Raw genomic sequence first — 21484 nt, 5'->3', positions numbered from 1 at the left:
TGTTGTTCTGCAGCTCGGCGAGGAGGTCTCTAGCAACGTTCAAAGCTGGGCTCAGGCGTGTGCTGAGCGCTTGGCGCGCGACAAGCGCAAGGCTACAGGCCTGTTGGTGATGCTGCTGCCGGACGGGTCTTCGTTCGAGGTGGAGCCTGACAAGGGGGCGAAGGCTTTGTCGGCTGCGCTGGACCAGAAAGGCGTTATCGCTGCGGTTGGTGCGGCCAGATCCGTTTTTATGCTACGGGAGCATGCTGCGGATCTCTATGCCATCGATCGGCTCGAGGTTGCCCATCCGCAGCTCGAAGGTGATCGGATTGCTCGGCGCGAACTCGCCGCACGCCGTAGCCAAGTTGCGGACGCAGTACGTCGCGAGCTCTTGGCCACCTTCGCGGTCGCGAGCTGGTTCAGTAATGATGCAAAATTGAAAGGGCTTGAAGGTAGCCCGCTAGCATCAATCGCATCATTCGTGGCGAGTGCGACCTTTACTAAATCACCGGTAGTTCACAGCGAGCTGCTCTATCGCGACAGACCATCGACTAGCGCCATGGCGGCGTTGCGAGCTTTGGCCTATGCGATGGTCGGCCATGGGGGAAAAGCCGATCTCGGGATAGAGGGTTATCCCGCCGAGCGCGGCCTCTACCTAACTGTCCTTAAGCCCTTTGGCCTGCACCGTCAGATTGGTGAAGGCACCTACCGGTTCTGTGATCCCGAAGAAACGCTGCTTGGCGAGAGTCTCCGTCCGGCTTGGGCTGTGGCGGCAGGGGCCAAGTCACTTCGGCTGGATGAGCTTTTTCGCCTTTGGGCAAAGCCGCCTTACGGCGTGAAGCGTGGCGTCATGCCCGTGCTGGCCTTGGCCTATTTACTCGCCCATCGCTCGTCCGTTGCAGTCTATGTGGAGGGCGTTTTTCAAGCTCAGCTCGACGAGATTTTCGTTGACCGACTCCTTCAGGATCCGAGTCATATAGAGTTCAGGCGAATTCAACGCTCGCAGCGCGACGCGGCGTTTATAAATGCCCTTGCACATCTGCTGAGTGATAAGGACGAGACGTTGGAGGCCGAGGCGCTGCCCGTGGCCTCGCGACTGTTCCAACGCTTTAAATCTCTCCCAATGTGGGCGCAGCGCACCCAATCAGTAAGCGTGATCACGCGGCGCGTTCGTGACGTCGTCCTCAAGGCGTCCGACCCGGAAGCGTTGCTGTTTACGGACTTGATGGACGTTCTCAAGGATGAGGCGGATCCAGCGGTCGTCGTATGCGCTGCACTGACAGAAAGTGAAGCGGCGTTTGGGGCGATGCTCAATAGTCTACGTACAACCCTGGCCGAGCAGCTCGGTGTCGATCCAACGACGTTCGACGGCGTAGGCCTGCGCTCAGTTACGGTAACTGGCGTGACTGCAGACCTTCGCTTCGATGCCTTCGCAATGCGGGCCGGCGCCTTTGAGGGCGGGAACGGAGATGTCGAGGGGCTTGCCAGCCTTCTCGTCCATAAGCCCGCGCGATCTTGGACTGATCGAGAGCAGCAGCAGGCCCGGTTCGAATTGGCAAAGCTGACCCGCAAATTCCGAGAAGCCGAAGCGCTGGCGGCGATTAAGGGGCGTGATCCGACCGCCCAAGCTATTTCTCTGATGGTGGGCTTGGATCCCAATAGCCAGCCGCTCTTTCACGCCTTTGAGGTTACGGAGAAGGAGCGCCGCCAAGCTGATCAGCTCGCGGAGCAGCTGATTGCCGCCATGGAGGGCAGCAAGAGTCCATCTGCTGTCGAATACGCGGCCATTGCTCGCGTGCTAGAGATCCTATCGTCAAATGTGAGCGAGGCGGTCTAATGCGGGAACGCCATATCCTCGGAATTTCTGGTGGTCGTGACAGTGCAGCACTAGCTGTCTACATGCGAGAGATCCAGCCTGAGCTCGATTTAGAATACTTCTTCACTGACACCGGCAAAGAGCTTGACGAGGTTTATCGCTTCCTTGACCGCCTTGAAGGTTTCCTCGGTAAGTCAATCATACGCCTAAATCCAGACAGAGACTTCGAGTTCTGGCTTCGTGAGTATAATCACTTCCTACCCTCCCCACGCACGCGGTGGTGTACTCGGCAACTGAAGCTGCGCCCACTCGAGCTGTGGCTTCGGAAAGATCTTGACCGTGGGGTAATCGTCAATTCTTACGTTGCAATCCGGGCTGACGAGCTGCATCGTGATGGCTATCAGGCAACACACGAAAATATGCGCGTTCACCTTCCGCTTCGAGAAGCGGGAATTGACCGGCAGGGGGTGATTGAGTTGCTAGACAGCGCTGGCGTGGGAGAGCCTGAGTATTACAGTTGGCGGTCTAGATCTGGATGCACCTTCTGTTTCTTTCAGCAAAAGATAGAATGGGTTCGACTTTCGCGAGAGCACCCTATGGCTTTTGAAGAAGCGAAAAGTCTTGAGAAGACAGCTCTCAGCCATGGTTCACCTTTTACTTGGAGCCAAGGTGAGAGCCTAGAGGATCTCGCCCAACCTAAACGGGTTGCGGAGATCGAGCGGGAGCATGAGGCTCGCCGAGCACGCCTTTTGGCCCGTCGGCCGGTGAACCCGCTGGCAGGTAATCTCGCGCCGACTATCGACGAGCTTTACGGCATAGACGAAGCGTCTGCCGGATGTGTAGTTTGCCACAAGTAGCATGCTGCGCTCGCGAAAATTCCTATAGGTATTTGATTGGGCTGCTATGATAGGTTGATCTTTGGTGACTCGTTGGGAGGAGGGGGTGTCTAAGCGCCTGGTCGAAACGTTGGCGCGCGCTGGGGTGGAGCCTCTCTACAGTCTAGCGGGTAAGAGCGCCGTCGACCTGCTTGAGCGGCTCGAGACCCGAGCGCTCAACGCCAACACGCTCGCGACTATTGTGGTTGAACGTCTTGGCGCGAGCGCGGCGCTTAAGATCTCAGCTGTTCGGACGCTCGTCGTGGAGGCGTTGAAAAAGGATGAGGCTGAGCAGCTTCGTGAAGTGCTGGCCCTTCCGCCTGGTGATCCGTTTGAGGCCATCGCTCGCGTCGATTTCGACCGATCCCAGGTCCAGTTGGCGACGCTGCATGCCTATTTCGGCGTGCCGGTCGAGGTGGAGGAGGTCGAGGAGAAGGCCTCACTTGCCACAACTACCTCGTCCTATACGCTCTTTCCCCATCAGCGTCGTGCGTCGCTGGCGGTTCGCGAGAAGTTGGCGCCGCGGAATGCGCGGGTCTTGCTGCACATGCCAACCGGGGCGGGGAAAACCCGCACCGCAATGACCACGATCGTCGACCTGCTGCGGGGGCTTCCCGACGGGCAGGTGATCGTCTGGCTCGCCCACTCAGAAGAGCTCTGTGACCAAGCCTTCGATGAGGCGGTGAAGGCATGGATGGCACTCGGCTCACGGGAGTTCACGGTCTATCGGCACTATGCCGATTATCGCATCGCCGACTTCAGAGAGATCAAGGACGGCTTCATCGTCGCCGGCCTGCAGCTGCTCTATAGGGATAGCCTCTCGCGGCAGGGTGAGGTTCTCGACCTGGCTAAACGGGTGAAGCTCATCGTCATGGACGAAGCGCACCAAGCGACGGCCCCAACCTACTCGCACCTCTTAAATTTGTTGCAGCGGCGGCCCGCGGCGGGAATTCTCGGGCTGTCCGCCACACCCGGACGATCACTTAAGGACGTCGGCGCTGATCTGGATTTGGCGAAGTTCTTCAACCGGCAGAAGGTCCGGCTCGATGTCGAGGGGTACGAAAACCCGGTCAATTATCTTACGGCCGAGGGCTATCTGGCAAAGACTGACTTCGTGCAGCTCCCGTTCAAACCGAAGGGCGACGTCAAGCTGAGTGAGGCCGAGGCTGCCCGCCTGCGGGAGGGCTTTGATCTTCCCGCACGCATCATTGAGGGCCTAGCGGCCGACGACGTCCGCAACCTGCTGATCGTCAACACGGTCGAGTCCGAGGTCGCGGCCGGTGGCAAGATCATCCTCTTTGCCATCTCGGTGGATCATGCGGGCCTTCTGGCTAGCGTCCTTCGCCTTCGGGGCATCAAGGCGGCCGCTGTCACGTCGAGCACACCCGCCGAACGTCGGCGTCAGATTATCCAGCGCTATCGCGAGACCGACGAGCTCGACGTCCTCTGCAACTACGGCGTCCTTACGACCGGTTTTGACGCGCCAAAGACCAATGTTGCCTTCATCGCGCGACCGACAAGTTCGGTCGTGCTCTACAGTCAGATGATTGGAAGGGCCGCTCGGGGAACGCGAGCAGGGGGCAACGCCGCCTGCCGCGTCCTGACCGTCGTAGACCAAGCGCCGGGTTTCCGCAGCCTGGCCGAGGGGTTCGCATTCTGGGACGATATTTGGGAGGGGGACTAAGCACGTGAGCTTCGCGATCATTCCGCAAAAGCTGTCCATTAAGGCGATGCGCAGCTCGGGCTACAAAGACAGCGCCTACGCCATCGCTGAGCTCATCGACAACTCGATCCAGGCAGGCGAGGGGCTGTCCCGCCCTGTCGCGGTCGAGGTGATCTGCATCGACAAGGCTGGCCTCGACAGCCCTGGTGGCCGGCGGCGACTCGATCGCCTAGCGGTCTACGACAACGCCTCGGGCATGGATCGTGACACCCTGCGCCGCGCGCTGCAGTTTGGGGTCGGCAATCACCTTGAGGAAGACGACCAGAAAGGCATCGGCAAGTTCGGCATGGGGTTGCCGAACTCATCGATCTCCCAAGCCCGCCGAGTGGATGTTTACACTTGGCGCGACGGCAAGACGTGGCACAGCTATCTCGACGTCGATGAGATCCAAGAGGGCGAGATGGTCGACGTTCCGGAGCCGCAAGCAGCGGTGATCCCTCCAGACTGGCTGAAGGTCATCAGTACGGACGTCGGCGAGAGCGGCACGCTTGTTATCTGGACTCAACTCGACCTGATGAAGTGGAAGCAGAGCACGGCTCTGCTTCGTAACGCTGAGATGATGATCGGCCGCATCTATCGGTATTTTATCAACACCGGCAAAGCAACGATCCGACTTGCAGCCTATGAAGAGGGCCGGAGCGGCCACTTCGTGAACGTTAACGAAGAGTTCGTTCGGCCGAATGATCCCCTGATGCTGATGCGGGGCACCAGCGCACCCGCGCCCTACAACGATACGCCTGCCTTTGAGCCCTTCGGCGAACCGCAGGAGATCGAAGTCGGCTACGGCGGGCAGACGCACATCGTCACGGTGACCGCCTCTATTTGTAAGGTGGAGACCCGCAAGAAGGGCGGTAGGTCGCCGATTGGTGCCCTCGCCAAAAAGAACCAGGGTGTATCGGTGGTCCGTGCTGACCGCGAACTTGAGCTAAACCGCTCTTTCGAAAATTCCTACGATCCCCGGGAGCGCTGGTGGGGCATTGAGGTTGCCTTCACGCCGGCGCTCGACGCCGTCTTCGGGGTCTCGAACAACAAGCAGTCGGCGACTAGCTTCCAACGACTCGACATCGAGGAAGACGCTGCGGCCCAAAGCTTAAGCCTGGCTGACTACCAGCACCAACTGGACCTCGACAATGACCCCCGCCTGCCGATGTATGAGATCAGCAGGGTAGTCGATAAGCTGCTCGAGACTATCCGGGCCCAGGTTGCCCGTATGCGCGAGGGCGAGCGCACCGAAAAAGCTGCGCAGTCAGAAGACGGCAGTACCGCAGAGGACATCGCCACGCGGGCCTTGCGCCGGCGCCAGGAGAGGCTCGGCGAAACCGGGGCTAGCGATAAAGACGAAAGCAGGCCGGACGAGGAGCGCACTGATGTTCTGACCGATGAGATCGAGCAGGAGGGGCTCGATCCGGCCACGGCCCGTGAAATCGCTGTCACTTATGTAAAGCGAAAGATCAAATTTCTCTTCCGTCACGCCGACTTCCCAGGTTTCGCCGTCTTTGACATTACATCTAAGGCTGGTGTGATCATCATCACAATCAACACAAAACACCCGGCGCATGCTCATCTGTTCGATCTTTTACGAGAGGGAGAGGCGGACACCCCAGAGAGCCCGGCACTGCAAGGCCTGAAACTCTTGCTCACCGCTTGGGCTCGGATGGAGGACGAGGCCTCGGGCGATCGAAAGATCGAACTTGAGGATACCCGTGGAGAGTGGGGCCGGATTGCCCGGGACTTTTTGCGTGAAGCAGACGAGTAGGTGCTGCCGTGTTCTGGCGGGAACTTGACCAACGGATCTGCGAACACCTCTCGGGGGCAAAGGACGAGGTTGTACTCGTCGCACCCTTTATCAAGGCGCCGGTTTTCCTTCGACTCCTCACCGCGCTTCGACCAGGCGTGATTGTGCGCACGTTCACACGTTGGCGTGTGGACGAGGTTGCGGCGGGCGTTAGCGATCTTGAGGTGCTCGATGTGAGTGAGGCGCGAGGTAGGGCGTCGGTTTATCTTTGCGATGAACTGCACGCCAAGATTTTTTTAGTAGATAATGGATCCGCTTTGATTGGTTCTGTGAACATTACCGCTGCGGCGCTAGGACTTTCTTCTCGTCCAAATTTTGAGATTATGCATCCGATAGCGGTTTTTCCAAGCACGGTGAGGCTGTTCATGGCTGACCTCGAAGGACGTAGCCGGAGAGCAACCCGTCTAGAGGCTGAGAACATTCGCGCCCGAGCAGATGCCTTGCACAGTAAGTTGCCGCTTGAGGCATTGGCGCCGCCAGACGCCCAAGGCGAAGGCGGAGCCGAAGCCGCGAGCTCTTGGTTCCCTACCTTCAGATCGCCAGACCGCCTGTATGGTCTGGCTCTCGATGTCGATTGGATGAAGAAGGCGACGTTGGAGGAGCCTGCGCTGCGAGACCTGATCGCTCTCGCTCCCCCCCTCGACTCTGGGGAGCCAACCTTTGACGCGCATGTCCGAGGTGTCTTGCTGAATTCGTCAGTTGTCGCCGCTCTTGAGGCCTTCCTTACCAAGCCGCAGCGCTTTGGAGCCTTGACTGATTGGCTGCGGACTATTCTCCCAGACGCTGTCCACGAGGAGCGACAGACGGCCGGGCAGACACTGATCCGCTGGCTCCTTTATTTCGCACCTGATCGTTTTGAGGTCGGTGTGCCTGGCTCCTATTCAGAAGTGCTGAAGCTCCGTTAGAGTCTGAGGGCTTCCGCTTCGCAGACGCTCGGAAGTCGTTCCGGATGGCTCAGCCTCGCAACACTTCGACGACCTGCCAAAGCTGGTTTATGGTGATCGCGTTGACGTCTTGCATGCCCCGGACTGTAAGGTAGCGCCGAAGCACGTCCTCCTCCGACATCGGAGCTCCCGTCCGTTCAGCGAGCCACTGGACCAGCTGGGTGACTCCGTAGCGGATGCCCTGGCAGGGCGGCCCGACGCCCCGCCAGCGCCAGACGGTGACGGTGCCAGGATCGACCCCGAGCACGGCCGCGAGCTGCTTCGTCGACAGGGTGGTCCAGGGTTCGTGTTGCGCCAGGACCTCGTCGGGCGTGACGGCAATCTGGCGGAGCGACGGCCGCGGCGGCTTGCCGGCAGGGTTGGGGTGGAGAGGAGCCGGAGGCCGGCTCTCCCTCTCAACCATCGTGGAACAGGAACGGCTTGGAACAGTCATATCTAACCCTTTCTGGAAAAAATTATTATTATTGAACCAGTTGTAGAGGGCCGTTCCACCGTTCCACCGTGGTGGAATTGAGGTGATTGCGCACCTCCTGCAGGCTGGCCCCCTGCCAGAAGCGATGGTCGCGAACGATCCAGAGCCGCTTCTTCTTGGCGGGATCGCCACACACCGAGACCGCGCTGCTGCCGTACCGGATCGCGCCAATCTTGGTGAGCGCGGTCGCAATCCGCTGCGAGGTCACCCGACCATGAACACCGAGCGGTGAACGCGTCCCCATCGCCGCACTCATCTGAGCCGCCACTTCGTCAGCGCTGACCAGGTCGACCTCGAAGGGCTTCACCTTGTCCTCGATCCACGTCGCGATCGACTGCTCGAGCTCCGACCGACTTGCCTGCTCGAGCTCGTACTTCGCCTCCGTCATGGGCGGGTGCGCGCCCGCGGAGAAGTGGGCGAGAGACCGGGTTTCCAGGAACGCCTTGAAGGCCGCAGCCTCGGCGTCGAGGACCATCCCGTAGAACCCCTTGTAGTAGTCAGCGGGCTTCGGATCCCGCTCATTCCGGATCACAAAGAGCCGGCGATCGCCCCGTTCGAGCTTGATCGGCCGGTCGTGGTTCGAGAAGGCGAAGATCCCGCGCGGCGTCATGGCGCTATAGGCGGGAATATGCTTCTCCTCGACGATGACGTGGTCCTCGCTGAGGAGCTCCTTCATCTTATTGTTGAGCCGCCGCTGATCGTCGTCACCGAGCATCATCTCGTTGAGGATGAGATACTGCTTATCCACGAGGCGACGACCCCAGAAGTTGTTCTGGATCGCGTCGGCGGTGTCCTCTTGGACGTTGCTGGCGCCGAACAGGTGGCGAGCGACCCGGGGGAAGAAGGACTTCCCCACCCCCTGCCGGGAGATGATCAGGACCGCGTGGCGGATCTTGAGGGCGGGGAACTGAACCAGGTGCGCGAGGTAGTCGAGCAGGTGCTCGTACTCGCGCTCCGACATCGTGAGATAGCGAAGATGGGCGAGGATCCCGTCGCAATTTCCGGACCGACCCGCGATCCCGCCGGCGCACCAGGTGTTCAGAACCAGGCGACCATCCGGCCGGCGGGAAAACATCTCCTCGCCGGGAATGTACTCGGTCGCCTCCACCTTGCAGGTCAGGGGCGAACTGACGAGCTCGTCATGAGGGGACTTCAGCGTCGCCTTGTGCAAGTTCGAAAAATTCCGCGCCGGCAGGTAGGTGAACGGCTCCCGGTCGATCCGCACCCACCGATCACTGGCCGCATCGTAGACGCTCGTGGCCTGGATCTTCGTCAGCTCGGGATCCCGGTAGCCGAGCCTCATCGGGCTCTTGATGGTCTGGCTGAAGGGGCAACGGGTGCAGCCGGTGAACCCCTCGGCCTGCACGCTCGCACAGAGCGGAGGGCGGTAGCCGGTGTCGCGCGCCCGCTGGAACTTCTCGGTGGTCTCTAAGCGGTCATAGCGCGTTGGATCCAGGCTCGAGATCCGGTGGAAGTGCTGGAACCCCTGGTCGCAGCGCGCCGTCAGGTTCGCCAGGAGCTTCCACTGCGGTTCCGGCAGATCGGCCGCCTGGTCACGACAGGACGCGACCCAGGCACAGCCGTTCTCGATGGCAGTGAAGTCGGCCCTGCGATCGCCGAGATCCACGTCGCTGTCGTCATCGAGGACGGGCGGAGCCTTCCGCTCGGGCTCCGGCTCAAACCACTGGACGAGGCCGGCCGGCGCCTCGGCGATCGCGATCTCGCCGAGCGCCAGGCCGGGCATGAACGCGTAGGCGCCACCCGACGGGTGGACCGAGCCCGGGCCCACGACGTAGCCGTTGGAGAGCTTGAGATCGATACCGGCAACCGTCTTGCGCGGGCGGCCGCTCCACCCCCCGGCCTTCCGGTAGTAGGCGTGGGTGCCGCCCCCTCCGGTCTTGACCGTGACGGTGGGGGGAAGAGCCCCGACTTCCTTCTCGAGGGCCACCAGATCCCCGCCATTGCGGGGATCGACGTCGATAACCAGGATCTCGGCCGAGGGCACGATCCCGTAGTTCAGGGTCTCGTCACTCAGCCAACCCGAGATCGTCTCGTGATCGAACGTGGCGTCCTTGAAGCCCCGAGAGCCGGGGAACGGGGCCTTCGACCTCGGCTGCAGCGGGAACACCGAGCAGCCTTCGCCGACGAAGCGGAGAGCGGTTTCGAGGAGGCTCACGGCAGGTAATCCTCGTTGGTGTTGGCAACAAGGACCTCGTTCAGCCAGTCGCGCGTGGTCTCGTCAGAGCGGATCTCCCGATAGTCGAGGAAGCGAGGATCGTGCTTACGCAGGATCTGGGCGATCTGCTCGATCTCAAAATCCGACGCGTAATTCCATACATAGCTCAGGAACGCGCCAGCCATCCAATCCTTGAAGTAGTAGCGACGGTTGATCTTGAGGGGGTGGGGCTTGGGGAAGAGGTCGGCATCGATCAGATCGGGAAGACACTTGGAGCGAATTCCGATCCGGTGACCGAAGTGGTCTTCGGGGATGAGGTCAGCCGAGAGATGATGTTCGAGGCTTAAGTTTTCCATATTCAATCCTCGTTTTGAACACGAGGGGACAAGTAAGAATTATAACGCAGAGTACCAGACCAAAGTGTTCACCACTTTTCACCAGTCGATATAAGACTGGGATTTTGAGTTCTTGGCCGAGCGGTTTCCGAGGGGATAGAGGGGATAAGCCATTATTTGAAAAGAATAAAAAGGTGGCACCCCTCTCTTGATGCCCCTGGCCTGAGCGTTCATGATGGTCCAGACGTAAAGCTGCTTCGGAGGATCAAGATGGGCTCGATCAACGATCAGGCGTGGATTTAAGTCTATCGAGCCCGGAGGTGTCCTCTGGAAGGACGTTACCCGCGCACCGAGTGGGCGAGATCTCTCGCGGGCTTCGGCGTGACCCGGGCTGAGCGGCTTCGTGGGACGGCCGCGAGCGTGAGCTCGTCGTTGGACGTTGGGCCGTCGCCCTTACGCCGGCGACGGCAACCCTCGCGCGCGCGCCCGCGCGCGTACTTGAGCTTGGACAGCTTGGACGACCAGCTAGGCCCTCCTGACCGCCGCGGATTGCTTGCGTAAAGTGGGCTTACCGAAACCAAAGGACCGCCATGTCGACCCTGTCGCCCCTCGCCCCGTGCGGCGCTCCCACCACCCTCACCGAGGCCCTCGCGCTCGCCGATGACCTCGCCGCCGCCGAGATGGCCGACAGCACGCGGGCGGTCTACGCGCGGTGGCTGCGCAACTTCGCCGCCTGGTGCGGGGACCAGGGCCTCGAGGCTCCCTACCCGGCATCAGTTGCCACGGTGCGGGCCTTCCTCACGACCGAAGCCGCTCGAGGGCTGTCCGTGTCATCGATCAGCCAGTGCGTGGCCGCCCTCCGCTGGGCCCATAAGCGCGCCGGCCTGCCCGACCCGACGACCGACGAGACGTTGCGGGCCACCATGAAGGGGATCCGGCGTACCCTCGGGGCCGCTCCCGAGCGCAAGGCCCCCGCCACCGCCGAGCGTCTCAAGGTCATGGTGGCGGGGGTCGACCGCACCACCCTCAAGGGCAAGCGGGACGCGGCTCTGCTGCTGCTCGGCTTCGGTGGTGCCTTCCGGCGCTCCGAGCTCGTCGCCCTGCAGGTGGAGGACCTCGCCGAGGACGACGACGGTCTGCGCGTCACTATCCGGGGGAGCAAGACCGACCAGGACCGGATCGGCCAGACCATCGGGGTGATCCGGGGAACGGGAGCGACCTGCCCGGTGCGAGCGGTGCGGACCTGGATCGATGCGGCCGGCCTCACCACCGGCCCGGTGTTCCGCGCTGTTGGCAAAGGTGGTCGCCTGGTCCCGCCCCGCCCCAGCCGGGCGGCAAGGGTGCCGGTGGGGCTGTCCGGGGTGGCGGTGGCGGCGATCGTGAAACACTACGCCGAATGGGCCGGCCTCGACCCCGAGGTGTTCGCCGCCCACAGCCTGCGCGCCGGGTTCCTGACCTCAGCCGCCGCCAAGGGCGCGACCGTGTTCAAGATGATGGACGTCAGCCGGCACAAGAGCGTCGACATGCTCGCCGTCTACGTCCGCGATGCGGAGACCTTCAAGGACCACGCCGGGGCGGGACTGCTGTGAGGGGCAGCCCATCGGCAAACCGCCTTGAGAAACGGTATCCGGAACCAAACGTTGACGGTGCTACCCACAAGGTGCAAGAGCTTGCGAAAGCTCCTCAGCAGAGGGAGCGGGGATGACTGACTTCGCCGAGTACCGTTTCCGCATCGACACGCTATCGCCGGATACGATCCCGATGGCGCGCCTTGCTGCATACCTCGATCAATTGGCTGCCCTTCTTGGCTCCCAGGAACACGTGCGCCTAGCTTCAATCGAGGCGGGCAGCCTGGTGCTGGTCACTCGCGTCGACCAAGAGGTGAAGCCGGTCGTTTCGACCCGTGTGCGAAGCGCGGTTGCCGGAACCGGAGACGCTGTCTCGATCAGTGCCAACCGTCGACTGAATGAGATGGTGTGGGAAGATCATGGACAAGCCACTCTCGATATGCCGGGAGGTGTCGTGATTTCATTCCCGGGCCGGCCAAAGCCCACCCGTTCTGTCGGCGGCATCAAACAAATCACTGCGGTCCAGGGCCGTCTTGTGCGGATCCAGGGGGGCGGGGACAGTGTCTCAATTGGCATCGAGGACCAGACGGGGCTCGCCAAGAGCGGGATAACGGTCACTGCTGAAATGGCAGAGGAGCTCGTGAAGCACTTCCGGCGTCTCGTTCGCCTGACCGGCCATGGAAGGTGGAGGCGCGACACGAACGGCCGCTGGGAGCTTGAAGCACTAGAGGTCTCCGCCTTCGAGCCGCTCGTGGAGGAGCCGCTGAGCGAAGTTCTCGCTCGAGCTGGGCGGCTGCTTTCGCCGGGACAAGCATCAGAGGCCTTCAAGGCGATTAAGGAACTTCGCGAAGGATGATCGTCGTTGACGCTAACTTCCTCGTGCTTCTTCTTGATCCGCCAGAGGCGGACACCACAGGACTCGATCGAGGTCATGAGCGCGTTCAGTACGCTATCGAGCAGCTCGGAAAATCAAAAACCGAAATCATGATCCCGACAGCGGTGGTATCCGAGATCGTCGCAGGCCGAGTGGACCGCGTGGCAGAGATAATGGATCAGCTCCGCCCGCCTCGCTTCATCATTCAAGACTTTGATCTGGTAATTGCCATAGAAACCGGGGTGATCATGCGACGGGAATTTGACTCCCGTCGCCCCGAGGACCGCCCACCGCACTGGAAGGCTATGGCGAAATTCGATGCCATGGTGGCCGCTACTGCCATCGTCCGCCGTGCTGACAGGGTCTACACTCATGACAAAGGGATCCGGCGCCTCCTTGTGGGATCGGGCATCGAATGCGTGATGCTAGAAGACCTCCCCTATCCACCAGAGCCGCCTCAGCCGCGCCTACCCCACGTAGATCCCTAAAGCCTTTCGGCAATTCTGCCGAAGTCGATCGTATCCCTAAGCGTGGTGTAGTTGCCTGAGCAATCACCGATGGTCGCCGGCTTGGCCGGGACGCTCGTTGGACTGCCATGTCCGGCAGTCCAACGAGGGGATCATCGCCGTGGGCGGTGATGGTCTCAAGGATCATGTACCGGGCGCGCTGGACGGCCCACTCGTCATTTTGCTTGAGGAGTATCGCACCAACGAGCCAAGCGATCGCCGCCTCATTGGGGAAGATCCCAGGCTCTAAAACCGCCGCGCGCAAGGCATGCATTTAGGCGCGCGCCTTTGCATTTTCTCTGTTGACGAGGGGGTAAGGGTGGGGCATTGTCCGCTTCATGCAAACACGCACGCATGGAAATAACATGGCTCGCTTCACCAAGGACCAGATGCTCGACGAACTGCGGACGATCTTCCTCTTTGAAGCCGACCACCTGGCGATGGGCGCTGGGTCCGCCATGGCGGTAGCCTTCATCGGCTTTGAGTCCGATCAGTACTGGGAGGAGGCCCCTTCAAGGGTCGATCTCTCTCGGTTTCCAATCACCTTTGCGTTCGACGCGGGCTACGACTTCGCGTTCCAGCCCGGGTATTTGAACAAGTACAGCTCGGAAATGGCTCTCGACCTCTACGCTTTCATGGAGGGTACCCCGCGCTGTGGTGGACAGAGGGATCGCCAAGGTGAAACGCATGTCTTCATGACCCAAGATGGTTTTTGCCGCACGGTCGTGGACGCGGTGCATGCCCGCGAAAAGCTGGACGATGCCTATGGAGACTTCACCATCCGTGACCTCGCGCTGCTTGCGAACATGACCGAAGGCGCCGTCCGCAATGCTCTTGCCGACCGCAGCGACAATGGGCTTCGGGCGGTGCCAGGCTCAAAGCCCGTCGAGGTCAACCATGCTGAGGGCGTGCGGTGGCTATCCGGTCGTCGCGGCTTCGTCCCGACCCCGAACCGACCGCAGGAAGATCGCTTTCTACGTGAGCATCTCGTGGAGCTCTCCTCAGCTGAAGCCCTCAGTCGCGTCGTCTCGCGGCTCCTGTGGCCGCGCGACAAAGCCCCTCTACCAGCTGACCGTGTAACTGCTTGGATAGACGGAACATTCACGTTCGATCGGCAGGACGCAGAAAAGCTCGCGGAAGTGCTGGATCTTGATGTCCCGCTGTTTGTCGGCAAGGCGCTAGAGGTTTCGATGCGGCGCGACCGAACGCAGCAAGTCTAAACCGGATCTCTTGGACCCTACCAGTAAAGCAAACGGCCGATTGGCCGAAGGAGGACCTATGGCCTTTTCGATGACCCGGCATGCCCGTGAGCGCACGACGGCGCGGAATATCCCGCCGATGATCGTGGAGATGATCGTTGAGTACGGAGACTCTCGCGAGTGTGGAGCGGGAGCTCGGTCCTACGTTCTGACCGGGAACAGTATGCGGGCTATCCGCAAGGTGGCGGGCAAAGAGATTGCCAAGGTAATCGAGCCTTACCGCACGCAGAAAGCTTACGTCATCGAGAATGCTGGGCGGATCATCACCGCTGCTTTCGCCTACACTCACTAAACCTTAGGGATCCCATGGACCAGCATCATTTCCTTTCCCTCCTTCGTACTCTTACGCCGGCGACCCTCGAGGACGAAATCCGCGCCCCGCGGGCCCTTCACATGGCGTCGGCCACTCATCGGGGGCGCCGGATCGAGGTCGCCTACGCGCCCTTCGACCACGTCAACGAAGCTGCGAAAATCGTAGTTGTCGGCATCACCCCGGGCCGCCAGCAGATGGCCGCTGCCCTGCGAGAAGCTCACCGTATTCTCCGTGGCGGGGGAGATATCCCTCACGCTCTCGCCGCCGCCAAGGTCCATGCCAGCTTCGCCGGCGCGATGCGAACTAACTTGGTCTCGATGCTGGACTCGATCGGTATCGCGGACGTGCTTGGAGTGCGGACGACCCGCGCGCTGTGGACGGATCAATCCAACCTCGCGCACTTTACCTCGGCGCTGCGCTATCCGGTCTTCCTGAATGGGGAGAACTACTCAGGGGCTCCCGGCATCGGCTCAGTACCCCTCCTGCAGGACCAGCTGGTTCACCTGCGGACCGAGATGGCGCTGCTGCGCAACGCCTTGTTCGTGCCGTTGGGCCCCAAGGTCGCGAAGGTGCTGTTGACCGTCGCTGCCGAGGCCGGGGTTCCGCGCGGCAACATTCTAGACGGGTTGCCTCATTCGAGCGGAGCCAACGCTGAGCGGATCGCCTGCTTCCTGGGCACCAAAGCTCTCGCCGATCTCTCGGCGAAGACGAATGGTGTAGCCATTCAGTTAGCGCGCGCCAGCTTAATGGAGCGGGTGTCAGCACTGAATTGACAATTACTTTACAAGTGCGCGCCTCATCTGTTCTGTATTGGAGCTATAGGAGCCGCGGGGATAGTCTCCCCTCCCTGTACCTGTCTGCACCGAACCCTCTTCGCCATTGCTGGCTGACTACGTCTTAGCCGTGTCGGCATGTCCGCATGTGGGCACGCGGTCAATCTTCAGATCTGCTAACGCGTGATTAACCAGTTGCAGGCGGTCATGTGGGTTCGGCAGCATGTGGGCATGCTGGGTAGGCTGAGTCGTGAGCATGAAAACCGTGGCAGTCCTGAGCCAGAAAGGCGGCGTTGGAAAAACGACGACTGCGCTGCATCTCGCTGTGGCCGCGTTCCTCGACGGCAAGCAGGTGGCCGTGGTCGACCTCGACCCGCAGGCGTCGGCGCGCAAATGGGCTGACAAGCGGACGCTTGACGGTCCCGAGGTGATCGGCGACCACGCGGAACGCCTGCCGCAGCTCGCAGACGCCGCTCGGGCGAACGGCGCCGACCTCCTGGTGATCGACACAGCACCAAACGCAGATCGCGCGTCGCTGATCGCAGCGAAGGCGGCCGACCTGATCCTGATCCCTTGCCGGCCGGCGGCGTTCGACCTTGATGCCATAGGGGCCACGCGTGACCTTGCCGAGATCGCTCGCAAGCCAGCCTTCATAGTGTTGTCTGCGGCACCTGTCCGCTCGGCGGTGACGGAGGAGGCTCGGCGCGGTCTGGAAGGGCAGGGCGCGAAAGTGGCGCCCCCGGTGATCTTCCAGCGCGTCGCCTACTCTCATGCGGTGATCGACGGCAGGACCGCGATGGAGTTCGAGCCGGACGGCAAAGCGGCCGAAGAAATCCGTGATTTCTACACGTGGGCACGTGGGCAGTTGGATATGTAGGCCCGCGTACATGCGGGCCTGTGGGCAGAATGGAGAGGGAGATTATGGCGAAAACCGCGAAGCGATCCAGCCTGTTCGCCAGTACAGAGTCGGTGGTGCCCGAACCCGCTGTTGAGGCGTCTGCCCCGGCGCCAGTTGCTGTGCCGACTGAGATCCAACCGACCGGACGCAAGTACCCAGTAGCCCGCAGTCGAGAGGGTAAGCGCGTTGCTGCCACTTATCTCTCGGGCGAGGCACTGAAGCAGTTGAAGCTGCTCGCGCTCAAGCGGGACACCACCGTCCAGGAGATCCTGCGCGACGGTCTGAACTTGGTGTTCGAGCGTGAGGGGATGAGCCGAATTGCATGAAGGCTAGTGCACCTGCCTGCTGGCCGTCATGCCGGCATGTTTGCGTGTGTGGAGCCTTCAGCTTGACCGACTCGGGCAAATCACGGCCCGATATGGAGTGCGACCAGGAGATGAAGCCGAAAATAAAAATTACCGCTGAAAAAGGCTCGGCCCCGGAAGGGCGGCAACCCATCCGAGGCCGGAAAATCAGAAGGGCTTGGAACCCCTGAACACTCCAAGCCTGCCAGAGCCGACCGATAGCGTCAATCGTCAAAGAACGATTTCGCTAAAGGGCGAAGCCTTGCCCGGCGGTCCTTAACCCGAGGACCAACATGCTAGCTGAACAGATAGCGGGAGCCCTTGCGGCCGCCCGAACAAGCCGCGTTGTCGACGACATCGCGAAGGTGCTCTGGCGCGCTGCGGCCGAAGGTGCCGTGGGGGAGGAGGATGCCGGCCGACTGGGCGAGGCCATCGAGGCCCGCCGCGCCGCTCTACGAATGCCTGTTTCGGCAGCGAGGCCCATACCCCTCCGAAAGCCTCCTATCTGCAAGTCACCTGACCGGGCCCGATCGCTTGACCGAAGACGCCGTCTTGTCGCTGCCGGATGGCTCCCGCCCCAGATCGCCGCGGCTTTCACCCTCGCCCAGCAGGCGGCGCTCGCCGTCATTGCCCAACAGGTGGCACGTCGGGGATCGTGTGTCCTTCCGATCGACGCCATTGCCGCGATCGCTGGCACGTCGCGGACGATCGTGAAGGACGCGGTGCGGGAAGCAGTGCGGCTAGGCTTCCTCTCAGTGACGGAGAGGCGTCAAACTGCTTGGCGCAATCTGCCGAACCTAGTCCGGGTCACCGCGAGCTCATGGGTGGCTTGGCTGTCCCTCAGAGGGGGGAGGGGTCGGAAACCCGACCACCACGCATCAGAACAAAAAAACCAAGGCACTACACAGCGAGTCGAAACGTCGGTAACCGCCCAAGCGAGCTATGAAAACAGAAGACGGAAACCGATGAGACATCCAACCAAGCTCGAGTGCCGTCTGATTAATGTGCAATAAAGTATGAAAAATTACCTATAAAAGGTTATGGCTTCGCAAAAGTTCTTGTTTCGTTCTGATGTACTCCGTGGTAAAGGCTAAGACCCCACAGGGAGCAGCAATCAGTGAGTTACATCGTTTATCTTGATGGGCACGCCACAACGCCTCTAGCGGCAGAGGTGGCGGAGGCTATGGCTCCCTACTGGACAGCGACTGGTAATGCGCAGTCGCCGCACACACGTGGTCAACAAGCCGCCGCAGGGATCGAACTTGCTAGGGTACAAATCGCCAATTTAATCGGCGCCGAGTCACAGGAGATACTGTTCACATCGGGCGCTACAGAAGCCAACAACCTTGTGGTGCTAGGCGTTGCCGAGGCGGCAAGGAAAATGGGCCTTCGTAGAAATAAGATTATTGCGTCAGCGATTGAGCACAGAAGTATCTTGGCCGTGCTTGAGGAGCTCGCCGCGCGGGGCTTTCGAGTACAGCTTGCGCCGGTAACCCCCCAAGGTTTGGTTGATCTACCAGCCCTCGAACAGCTATTAGATGAAGACACGTTGCTCGTCTCACTCATGGGTGCCAACAACGAAGTTGGCACGATCCAACCAATTGGTGGTGCTGCACAATTGGCGCATGCCAAGGGCGCTTTGATCCATAGCGATCTGGCGCAGCTAGCAGGCAAGGCGCCGGTAGATGTGGTGGCCCTTGATTTGGATTACGCTAGCCTCTCTGCGCACAAGCTATACGGGCCAATGGGCGTCGGCGCAGTCTTCGTGTCCGGCATAGCAGCCATAAAGCCTCGCCCGCTGGTGTTCGGTGGGGGCCAGGAGAGAGGACTGCGGCCCGGAACTTTGCCGACCCCGCTCATCGTTGGGTTTGGAGCGGCAGCGGCCTTGGCTGATCAGGACATGATGCACGTCAGTCAAATTCAGGAGCGCCTAGCGAGGGAATTGCTGACAGAACTTGCGGGTCGGCAGGTGAAGGTGCTCCAGAATGCCGCCTCGGCGCCGAGACTTTCGGGCAGCCTTAGCCTGAGTTTTCCTGGTGTAGACGCTGACGAAATTGTCAACCGACTTTCGAGTACTGTGTGTCTATCTACAAGCTCAGCATGCTCTGCAGGCCAAATAGCTTCTTCACATGTACTTAAAGCCATGCACATTTCTGACAAAGACGCGCGGTCAGTATTGAGGATTTACATCAGCAAGTACAACACACTAGAAGATATTCGCTTCGCTGCGGCTCAGATTTCCACGGCAATCGGATCTGTGGTGGTTGCCACTGGGCCGTCAACCCAGTAGGGTTGGTACATGAGGTCCATACTCACCGACTCAAACATCCGCCTGCAATTTGCCGGCCATGAAACGTTCCCTCTGCGGATCCTTTGGCTCCGGAAGGCCTATGACGCCTGCGCAGAGATGCCTATGACCCGTGGAACGTTCCAGGAACACGAGGCGATTGCCAGGTTCGGGGTAGGTCGAAACATGGCAATCTCTATTCGACATTGGGCGTTAGCCGCTGATGTGCTCTGCGATGAAGGCGGAATGCTGGCTCCCACGGATTGGGCGCGGCGTGTATTTGACCTCAAGAGAGGCTTCGATCCCTACTTAGAAGAGCCGTCGACCCTCTGGCTGGTACATGCAGCGATCGCCGGAAAGCCTGAGCTCGCGACAACTTGGTTTTATGCCTTCAACGGTCTTAACCAAACAATGTTTGACCGGGATATGGTGGTGCAGGGGATCTTGGAGGCCGTGCGAGACCGCCAAGGCCTGCAGGTTTCGGCGAATACACTGCGACGCGATGTCGAGGTTTTCGTGCGAAGTTATGCAGCCCGCGGCGAGGGGGGTGAGGATGCTGCTGAGCCGTTGCTCGTGGAGCTCGGCCTCGTCCGCGAGTCCCGTTTGGCGGGACAGTTTGAATTCGTGCGAGGACCGAAGCCCAATCTCTCCGACGGTGTCTTTGCGCTGACGCTTTGGCGCTTTTGGAGGAGGTGGTACAAGACATCGCCGACAATCTCCGTCGAACAGGCGAGCTATGCGCCAGGTTCGCCCGGTCGGATTTTCAAGTTGGACGAAGACAGCGTTCTTGAGCGGCTGACACGTATAGAACGGGTCACCGAGGGAGCGCTCATTTGGAGTGACACCGCAGGTCTTCGCCAAGTGGCTCGAGTTCGAGCACCCAACGAGACACACCTTCTCGATCGGGCCTACAACGCGGTGAAGAAGGCAGCGGCATGACCCGACTTCAAGATGTTGTGCGGGTTGAGCGGCGCTTTGCCCGCTCCGCCCGGATTGATACCGACCTGCAAGGCAGCCCTCCGCTGGTTGGCTATGTCATGCAACCGAGCGTACGCCGCGCGCTAGAGACAATGACGGACGGGCTTTCAGAGTCGGGCCAAGCGGCCTTCACTTGGACAGGCCCATATGGCGGCGGTAAGTCATGCGCAGCGTTGCTAGTCGCTAATCTTGTCGCCGGTGTGGAGGAGCGGCGCGCCCTTGCTGCGGAGCTTGCAGGTCCCGAGCTGACTCAGCGTTTTTCTGAAGCCTTTCCTGAGACCGAAAAGGGATGGGCCGTTCTCGCGCTGACAGGACGGAGAGCGGAACTCCGAGAAGAGATCGCCGAAGCTGGCGCAGTAACCTTCGGCTGGAGTAAGGCTGACACCGCCAAAGTAATGGCAGACGATCGGCATTTATTGGACAAACTAGAGTCTGAGGCGAAAAGGATAGACGGCATACTCGTTTTGATCGATGAGCTCGGGAAGTTTCTAGAATACTCTGTCTCTAAAGGAGGAGATGTTCACTTACTGCAAGATTTAGCTGAGCGCGCGTCGCGATCCAAGGGGCGGCTCGTGGTGATCGGCCTGCTGCACCAGTCGTTTGAACAGTACGCAGGTAAGCTTGGCAAGGCAGCCCGAGACGAGTGGGCCAAGGTTCAAGGCCGGTATCTCAACATTCCCTTCGTCGCCCAAGCAGATGAAGTCGCCGCACTGATCGCCCAAGCGATTAAATCACCAAGCCGGCCGAAGCGTGCGGCCCTGCTCGCGGTAGCAACGGCTCAGGCAGTCTCCAAGCGCAGGGCCATCGATGCCGATGCGCTAAGTGAAGTCCTGACCGGCGCATGGCCCCTTCATCCGGTAACCAGCCTTTTGCTGGGGCCTGTGTCTCGCCAGCGGTTTGCGCAAAACGAGCGTAGCGTGTTCGGCTTCCTGTCTTCCGCAGAACCGCACGGCTTTCAGGCCCATCTCGCTGCGACCGACGTCGACGCAGACGATCCCTGGTTTGGGCCGGATCAGCTATGGGACTATTTGGTCGCAAATTTCGGTTCAGCCTTGGCCGTAGGCTCCGATGGTGCCCGGCTGTCGTTGGCGATGGAGGCGGTAGAGCGGGCGAGCCTTCGCGGCTCCCTGCACGCTAGGCTCGCTAAGTCGGCAGCCCTAATTGAGTTCTTCCGCAATGGGTCAGGCCTGGCAGTTGCCGACGACATTCTTTCATTGTGCGCACCTGCTGCCAGCGACGCTGAGACGGAAGCCGCCATTGCCGAACTCGTCGAGCGCGCGGTGCTGATCCGCCAGCCGCGGCTTGGCGGATATGCGTTGTTCGCCGGGAGTGACTTTGACCTTGACGAAGCAATTACCAATCACCGGGAACGTCTTGACGCTGCAGCGCTGGCGGATCTCCCGGCGCGCCTGCAGATTGGGTCGGTGTCGGCCAAGCGACACTATGTTGAAACTGGCGCTTTGCGGACCTTCGATGTTGTTCTGCAGCTCGGCGAGGAGGTCTCTAGCAACGTTCAAAGCTGGGCTCAGGCGTGTGCTGAGCGCTTGGCGCGCGACAAGCGCAAGGCTA

17 protein-coding genes and 3 pseudogenes are annotated in these 21484 nt (G+C 60.7%); 16 read left to right on the top strand and 4 right to left on the bottom strand.

Annotation, left to right across the window (positions count from 1 at the left end):
- The 5 genes and pseudogenes from EDD54_RS22810 to EDD54_RS00080 all read left to right on the top strand — a co-directional run.
- Positions 1 to 1816 (top strand): annotated as a pseudogene (locus EDD54_RS22810) (hypothetical protein); the annotation flags it as partial.
- On the top strand, positions 1816 to 2652 hold the full coding sequence (locus EDD54_RS00095; RefSeq protein ID WP_126542112.1) for a phosphoadenosine phosphosulfate reductase family protein: 837 nt from the start codon (positions 1816 to 1818) through the stop codon (positions 2650 to 2652). The pseudogene EDD54_RS22810 and the gene EDD54_RS00095, both read left to right, overlap by 1 nt.
- Positions 2653 to 2737: 85 nt before the next feature.
- On the top strand, positions 2738 to 4354 hold the full coding sequence (locus EDD54_RS00090; protein WP_165644378.1) for a DEAD/DEAH box helicase: 1617 nt from the start codon (positions 2738 to 2740) through the stop codon (positions 4352 to 4354).
- Between the two features lie 4 nt (positions 4355 to 4358).
- Positions 4359 to 6149: an ATP-binding protein gene (locus EDD54_RS00085; protein ID WP_133673926.1), complete on the top strand. Its 1791-nt coding sequence runs from the start codon at positions 4359 to 4361 to the stop codon at positions 6147 to 6149.
- An 8-nt stretch (positions 6150 to 6157) separates the two neighbouring features.
- Positions 6158 to 7093: a phospholipase D family protein gene (locus tag EDD54_RS00080; RefSeq protein WP_126542108.1), complete on the top strand. Its 936-nt coding sequence runs from the start codon at positions 6158 to 6160 to the stop codon at positions 7091 to 7093.
- Positions 7094 to 7142: 49 nt separating this feature from the next.
- Here EDD54_RS00080 and EDD54_RS00075 read toward each other — a convergent pair whose 3' ends face one another.
- Genes EDD54_RS00075 through EDD54_RS00065 form a run of 3 tightly spaced genes read right to left on the bottom strand, consistent with a single transcriptional unit; the run spans position 7143 to position 10136 of the window.
- Positions 7143 to 7535 (bottom strand): helix-turn-helix domain-containing protein, encoded by a 393-nt coding sequence (locus EDD54_RS00075; RefSeq protein ID WP_126542106.1) that lies wholly within the window; start codon positions 7533 to 7535, stop codon positions 7143 to 7145.
- Positions 7536 to 7593: 58 nt separating this feature from the next.
- Positions 7594 to 9780 (bottom strand): bifunctional DNA primase/polymerase, encoded by a 2187-nt coding sequence (locus EDD54_RS00070; RefSeq protein ID WP_165644377.1) that lies wholly within the window; start codon positions 9778 to 9780, stop codon positions 7594 to 7596.
- Positions 9777 to 10136, bottom strand: coding sequence for a hypothetical protein (locus EDD54_RS00065; RefSeq protein ID WP_133673922.1), 360 nt, complete (start codon positions 10134 to 10136; stop codon positions 9777 to 9779). The genes EDD54_RS00070 and EDD54_RS00065 overlap by 4 nt, the downstream gene beginning before the upstream one ends.
- Before the next feature lie 569 nt (positions 10137 to 10705).
- Here EDD54_RS00065 and EDD54_RS00060 point away from each other — a divergent pair.
- From EDD54_RS00060 to EDD54_RS00050, 3 genes are all read left to right on the top strand, one after another.
- Complete coding sequence (locus EDD54_RS00060; protein WP_126542134.1) at positions 10706 to 11704, top strand: site-specific integrase; 999 nt, start codon at positions 10706 to 10708, stop codon at positions 11702 to 11704.
- 112 nt (positions 11705 to 11816) lie between these two features.
- Positions 11817 to 12539 carry a hypothetical protein gene (locus tag EDD54_RS00055; RefSeq protein WP_126542132.1) on the top strand — a complete coding sequence of 241 codons (723 nt, stop codon included), beginning with the start codon at positions 11817 to 11819 and terminating at the stop codon, positions 12537 to 12539.
- Complete coding sequence (locus EDD54_RS00050) at positions 12536 to 13045, top strand: type II toxin-antitoxin system VapC family toxin (RefSeq protein WP_126542131.1); 510 nt, start codon at positions 12536 to 12538, stop codon at positions 13043 to 13045. The genes EDD54_RS00055 and EDD54_RS00050 overlap by 4 nt, the downstream gene beginning before the upstream one ends.
- 103 nt (positions 13046 to 13148) lie before the next feature.
- On the opposite strand, the pseudogene EDD54_RS23755 reads toward EDD54_RS00050, so the two are convergent.
- Positions 13149 to 13304, bottom strand: a pseudogene (locus EDD54_RS23755) (IS256 family transposase); the annotation flags it as partial.
- A 124-nt stretch (positions 13305 to 13428) separates the two neighbouring features.
- On the opposite strand from EDD54_RS23755, the gene EDD54_RS00040 reads away from it, so the two are divergent.
- From EDD54_RS00040 to EDD54_RS00005, 8 genes and pseudogenes are all read left to right on the top strand, one after another.
- A complete protein-coding gene (locus tag EDD54_RS00040; RefSeq protein ID WP_126542129.1) occupies positions 13429 to 14283 on the top strand; it encodes a hypothetical protein in 855 nt (284 codons plus the stop codon).
- Positions 14284 to 14341: 58 nt separating this feature from the next.
- The gene (locus tag EDD54_RS00035; protein WP_126542127.1) at positions 14342 to 14614 is read left to right on the top strand and encodes a hypothetical protein; all 273 of its coding nucleotides are present in this window, start codon (positions 14342 to 14344) and stop codon (positions 14612 to 14614) included.
- 14 nt (positions 14615 to 14628) lie between these two features.
- The gene (locus EDD54_RS00030) at positions 14629 to 15408 is read left to right on the top strand and encodes a hypothetical protein (RefSeq protein ID WP_133673920.1); all 780 of its coding nucleotides are present in this window, start codon (positions 14629 to 14631) and stop codon (positions 15406 to 15408) included.
- 256 nt (positions 15409 to 15664) lie between these two features.
- The gene (parA, locus tag EDD54_RS00025; protein ID WP_126542135.1) at positions 15665 to 16285 is read left to right on the top strand and encodes a ParA family partition ATPase; all 621 of its coding nucleotides are present in this window, start codon (positions 15665 to 15667) and stop codon (positions 16283 to 16285) included.
- 44 nt (positions 16286 to 16329) lie between these two features.
- Positions 16330 to 16632 carry a ribbon-helix-helix domain-containing protein gene (locus tag EDD54_RS00020; RefSeq protein WP_126542122.1) on the top strand — a complete coding sequence of 101 codons (303 nt, stop codon included), beginning with the start codon at positions 16330 to 16332 and terminating at the stop codon, positions 16630 to 16632.
- 1135 nt (positions 16633 to 17767) lie between these two features.
- Positions 17768 to 18940, top strand: coding sequence for a cysteine desulfurase family protein (locus tag EDD54_RS00015; RefSeq protein ID WP_133673918.1), 1173 nt, complete (start codon positions 17768 to 17770; stop codon positions 18938 to 18940).
- Between the two features lie 9 nt (positions 18941 to 18949).
- Positions 18950 to 19876, top strand: a complete 927-nt coding sequence (locus EDD54_RS00010; RefSeq protein WP_126542116.1) for a DUF4007 family protein — start codon at positions 18950 to 18952, stop codon at positions 19874 to 19876.
- Positions 19873 to 21484 (top strand): annotated as a pseudogene (locus EDD54_RS00005) (hypothetical protein); the annotation flags it as partial. The gene EDD54_RS00010 and the pseudogene EDD54_RS00005, both read left to right, overlap by 4 nt.

This window comes from Oharaeibacter diazotrophicus, from assembly GCF_004362745.1.
GTDB classification, from domain to species: domain Bacteria; phylum Pseudomonadota; class Alphaproteobacteria; order Rhizobiales; family Pleomorphomonadaceae; genus Oharaeibacter; species Oharaeibacter diazotrophicus.
The sequence above is the reverse complement of the archived record's forward strand: the minus strand, read 5'-3'. Positions and strand labels throughout refer to the sequence as shown.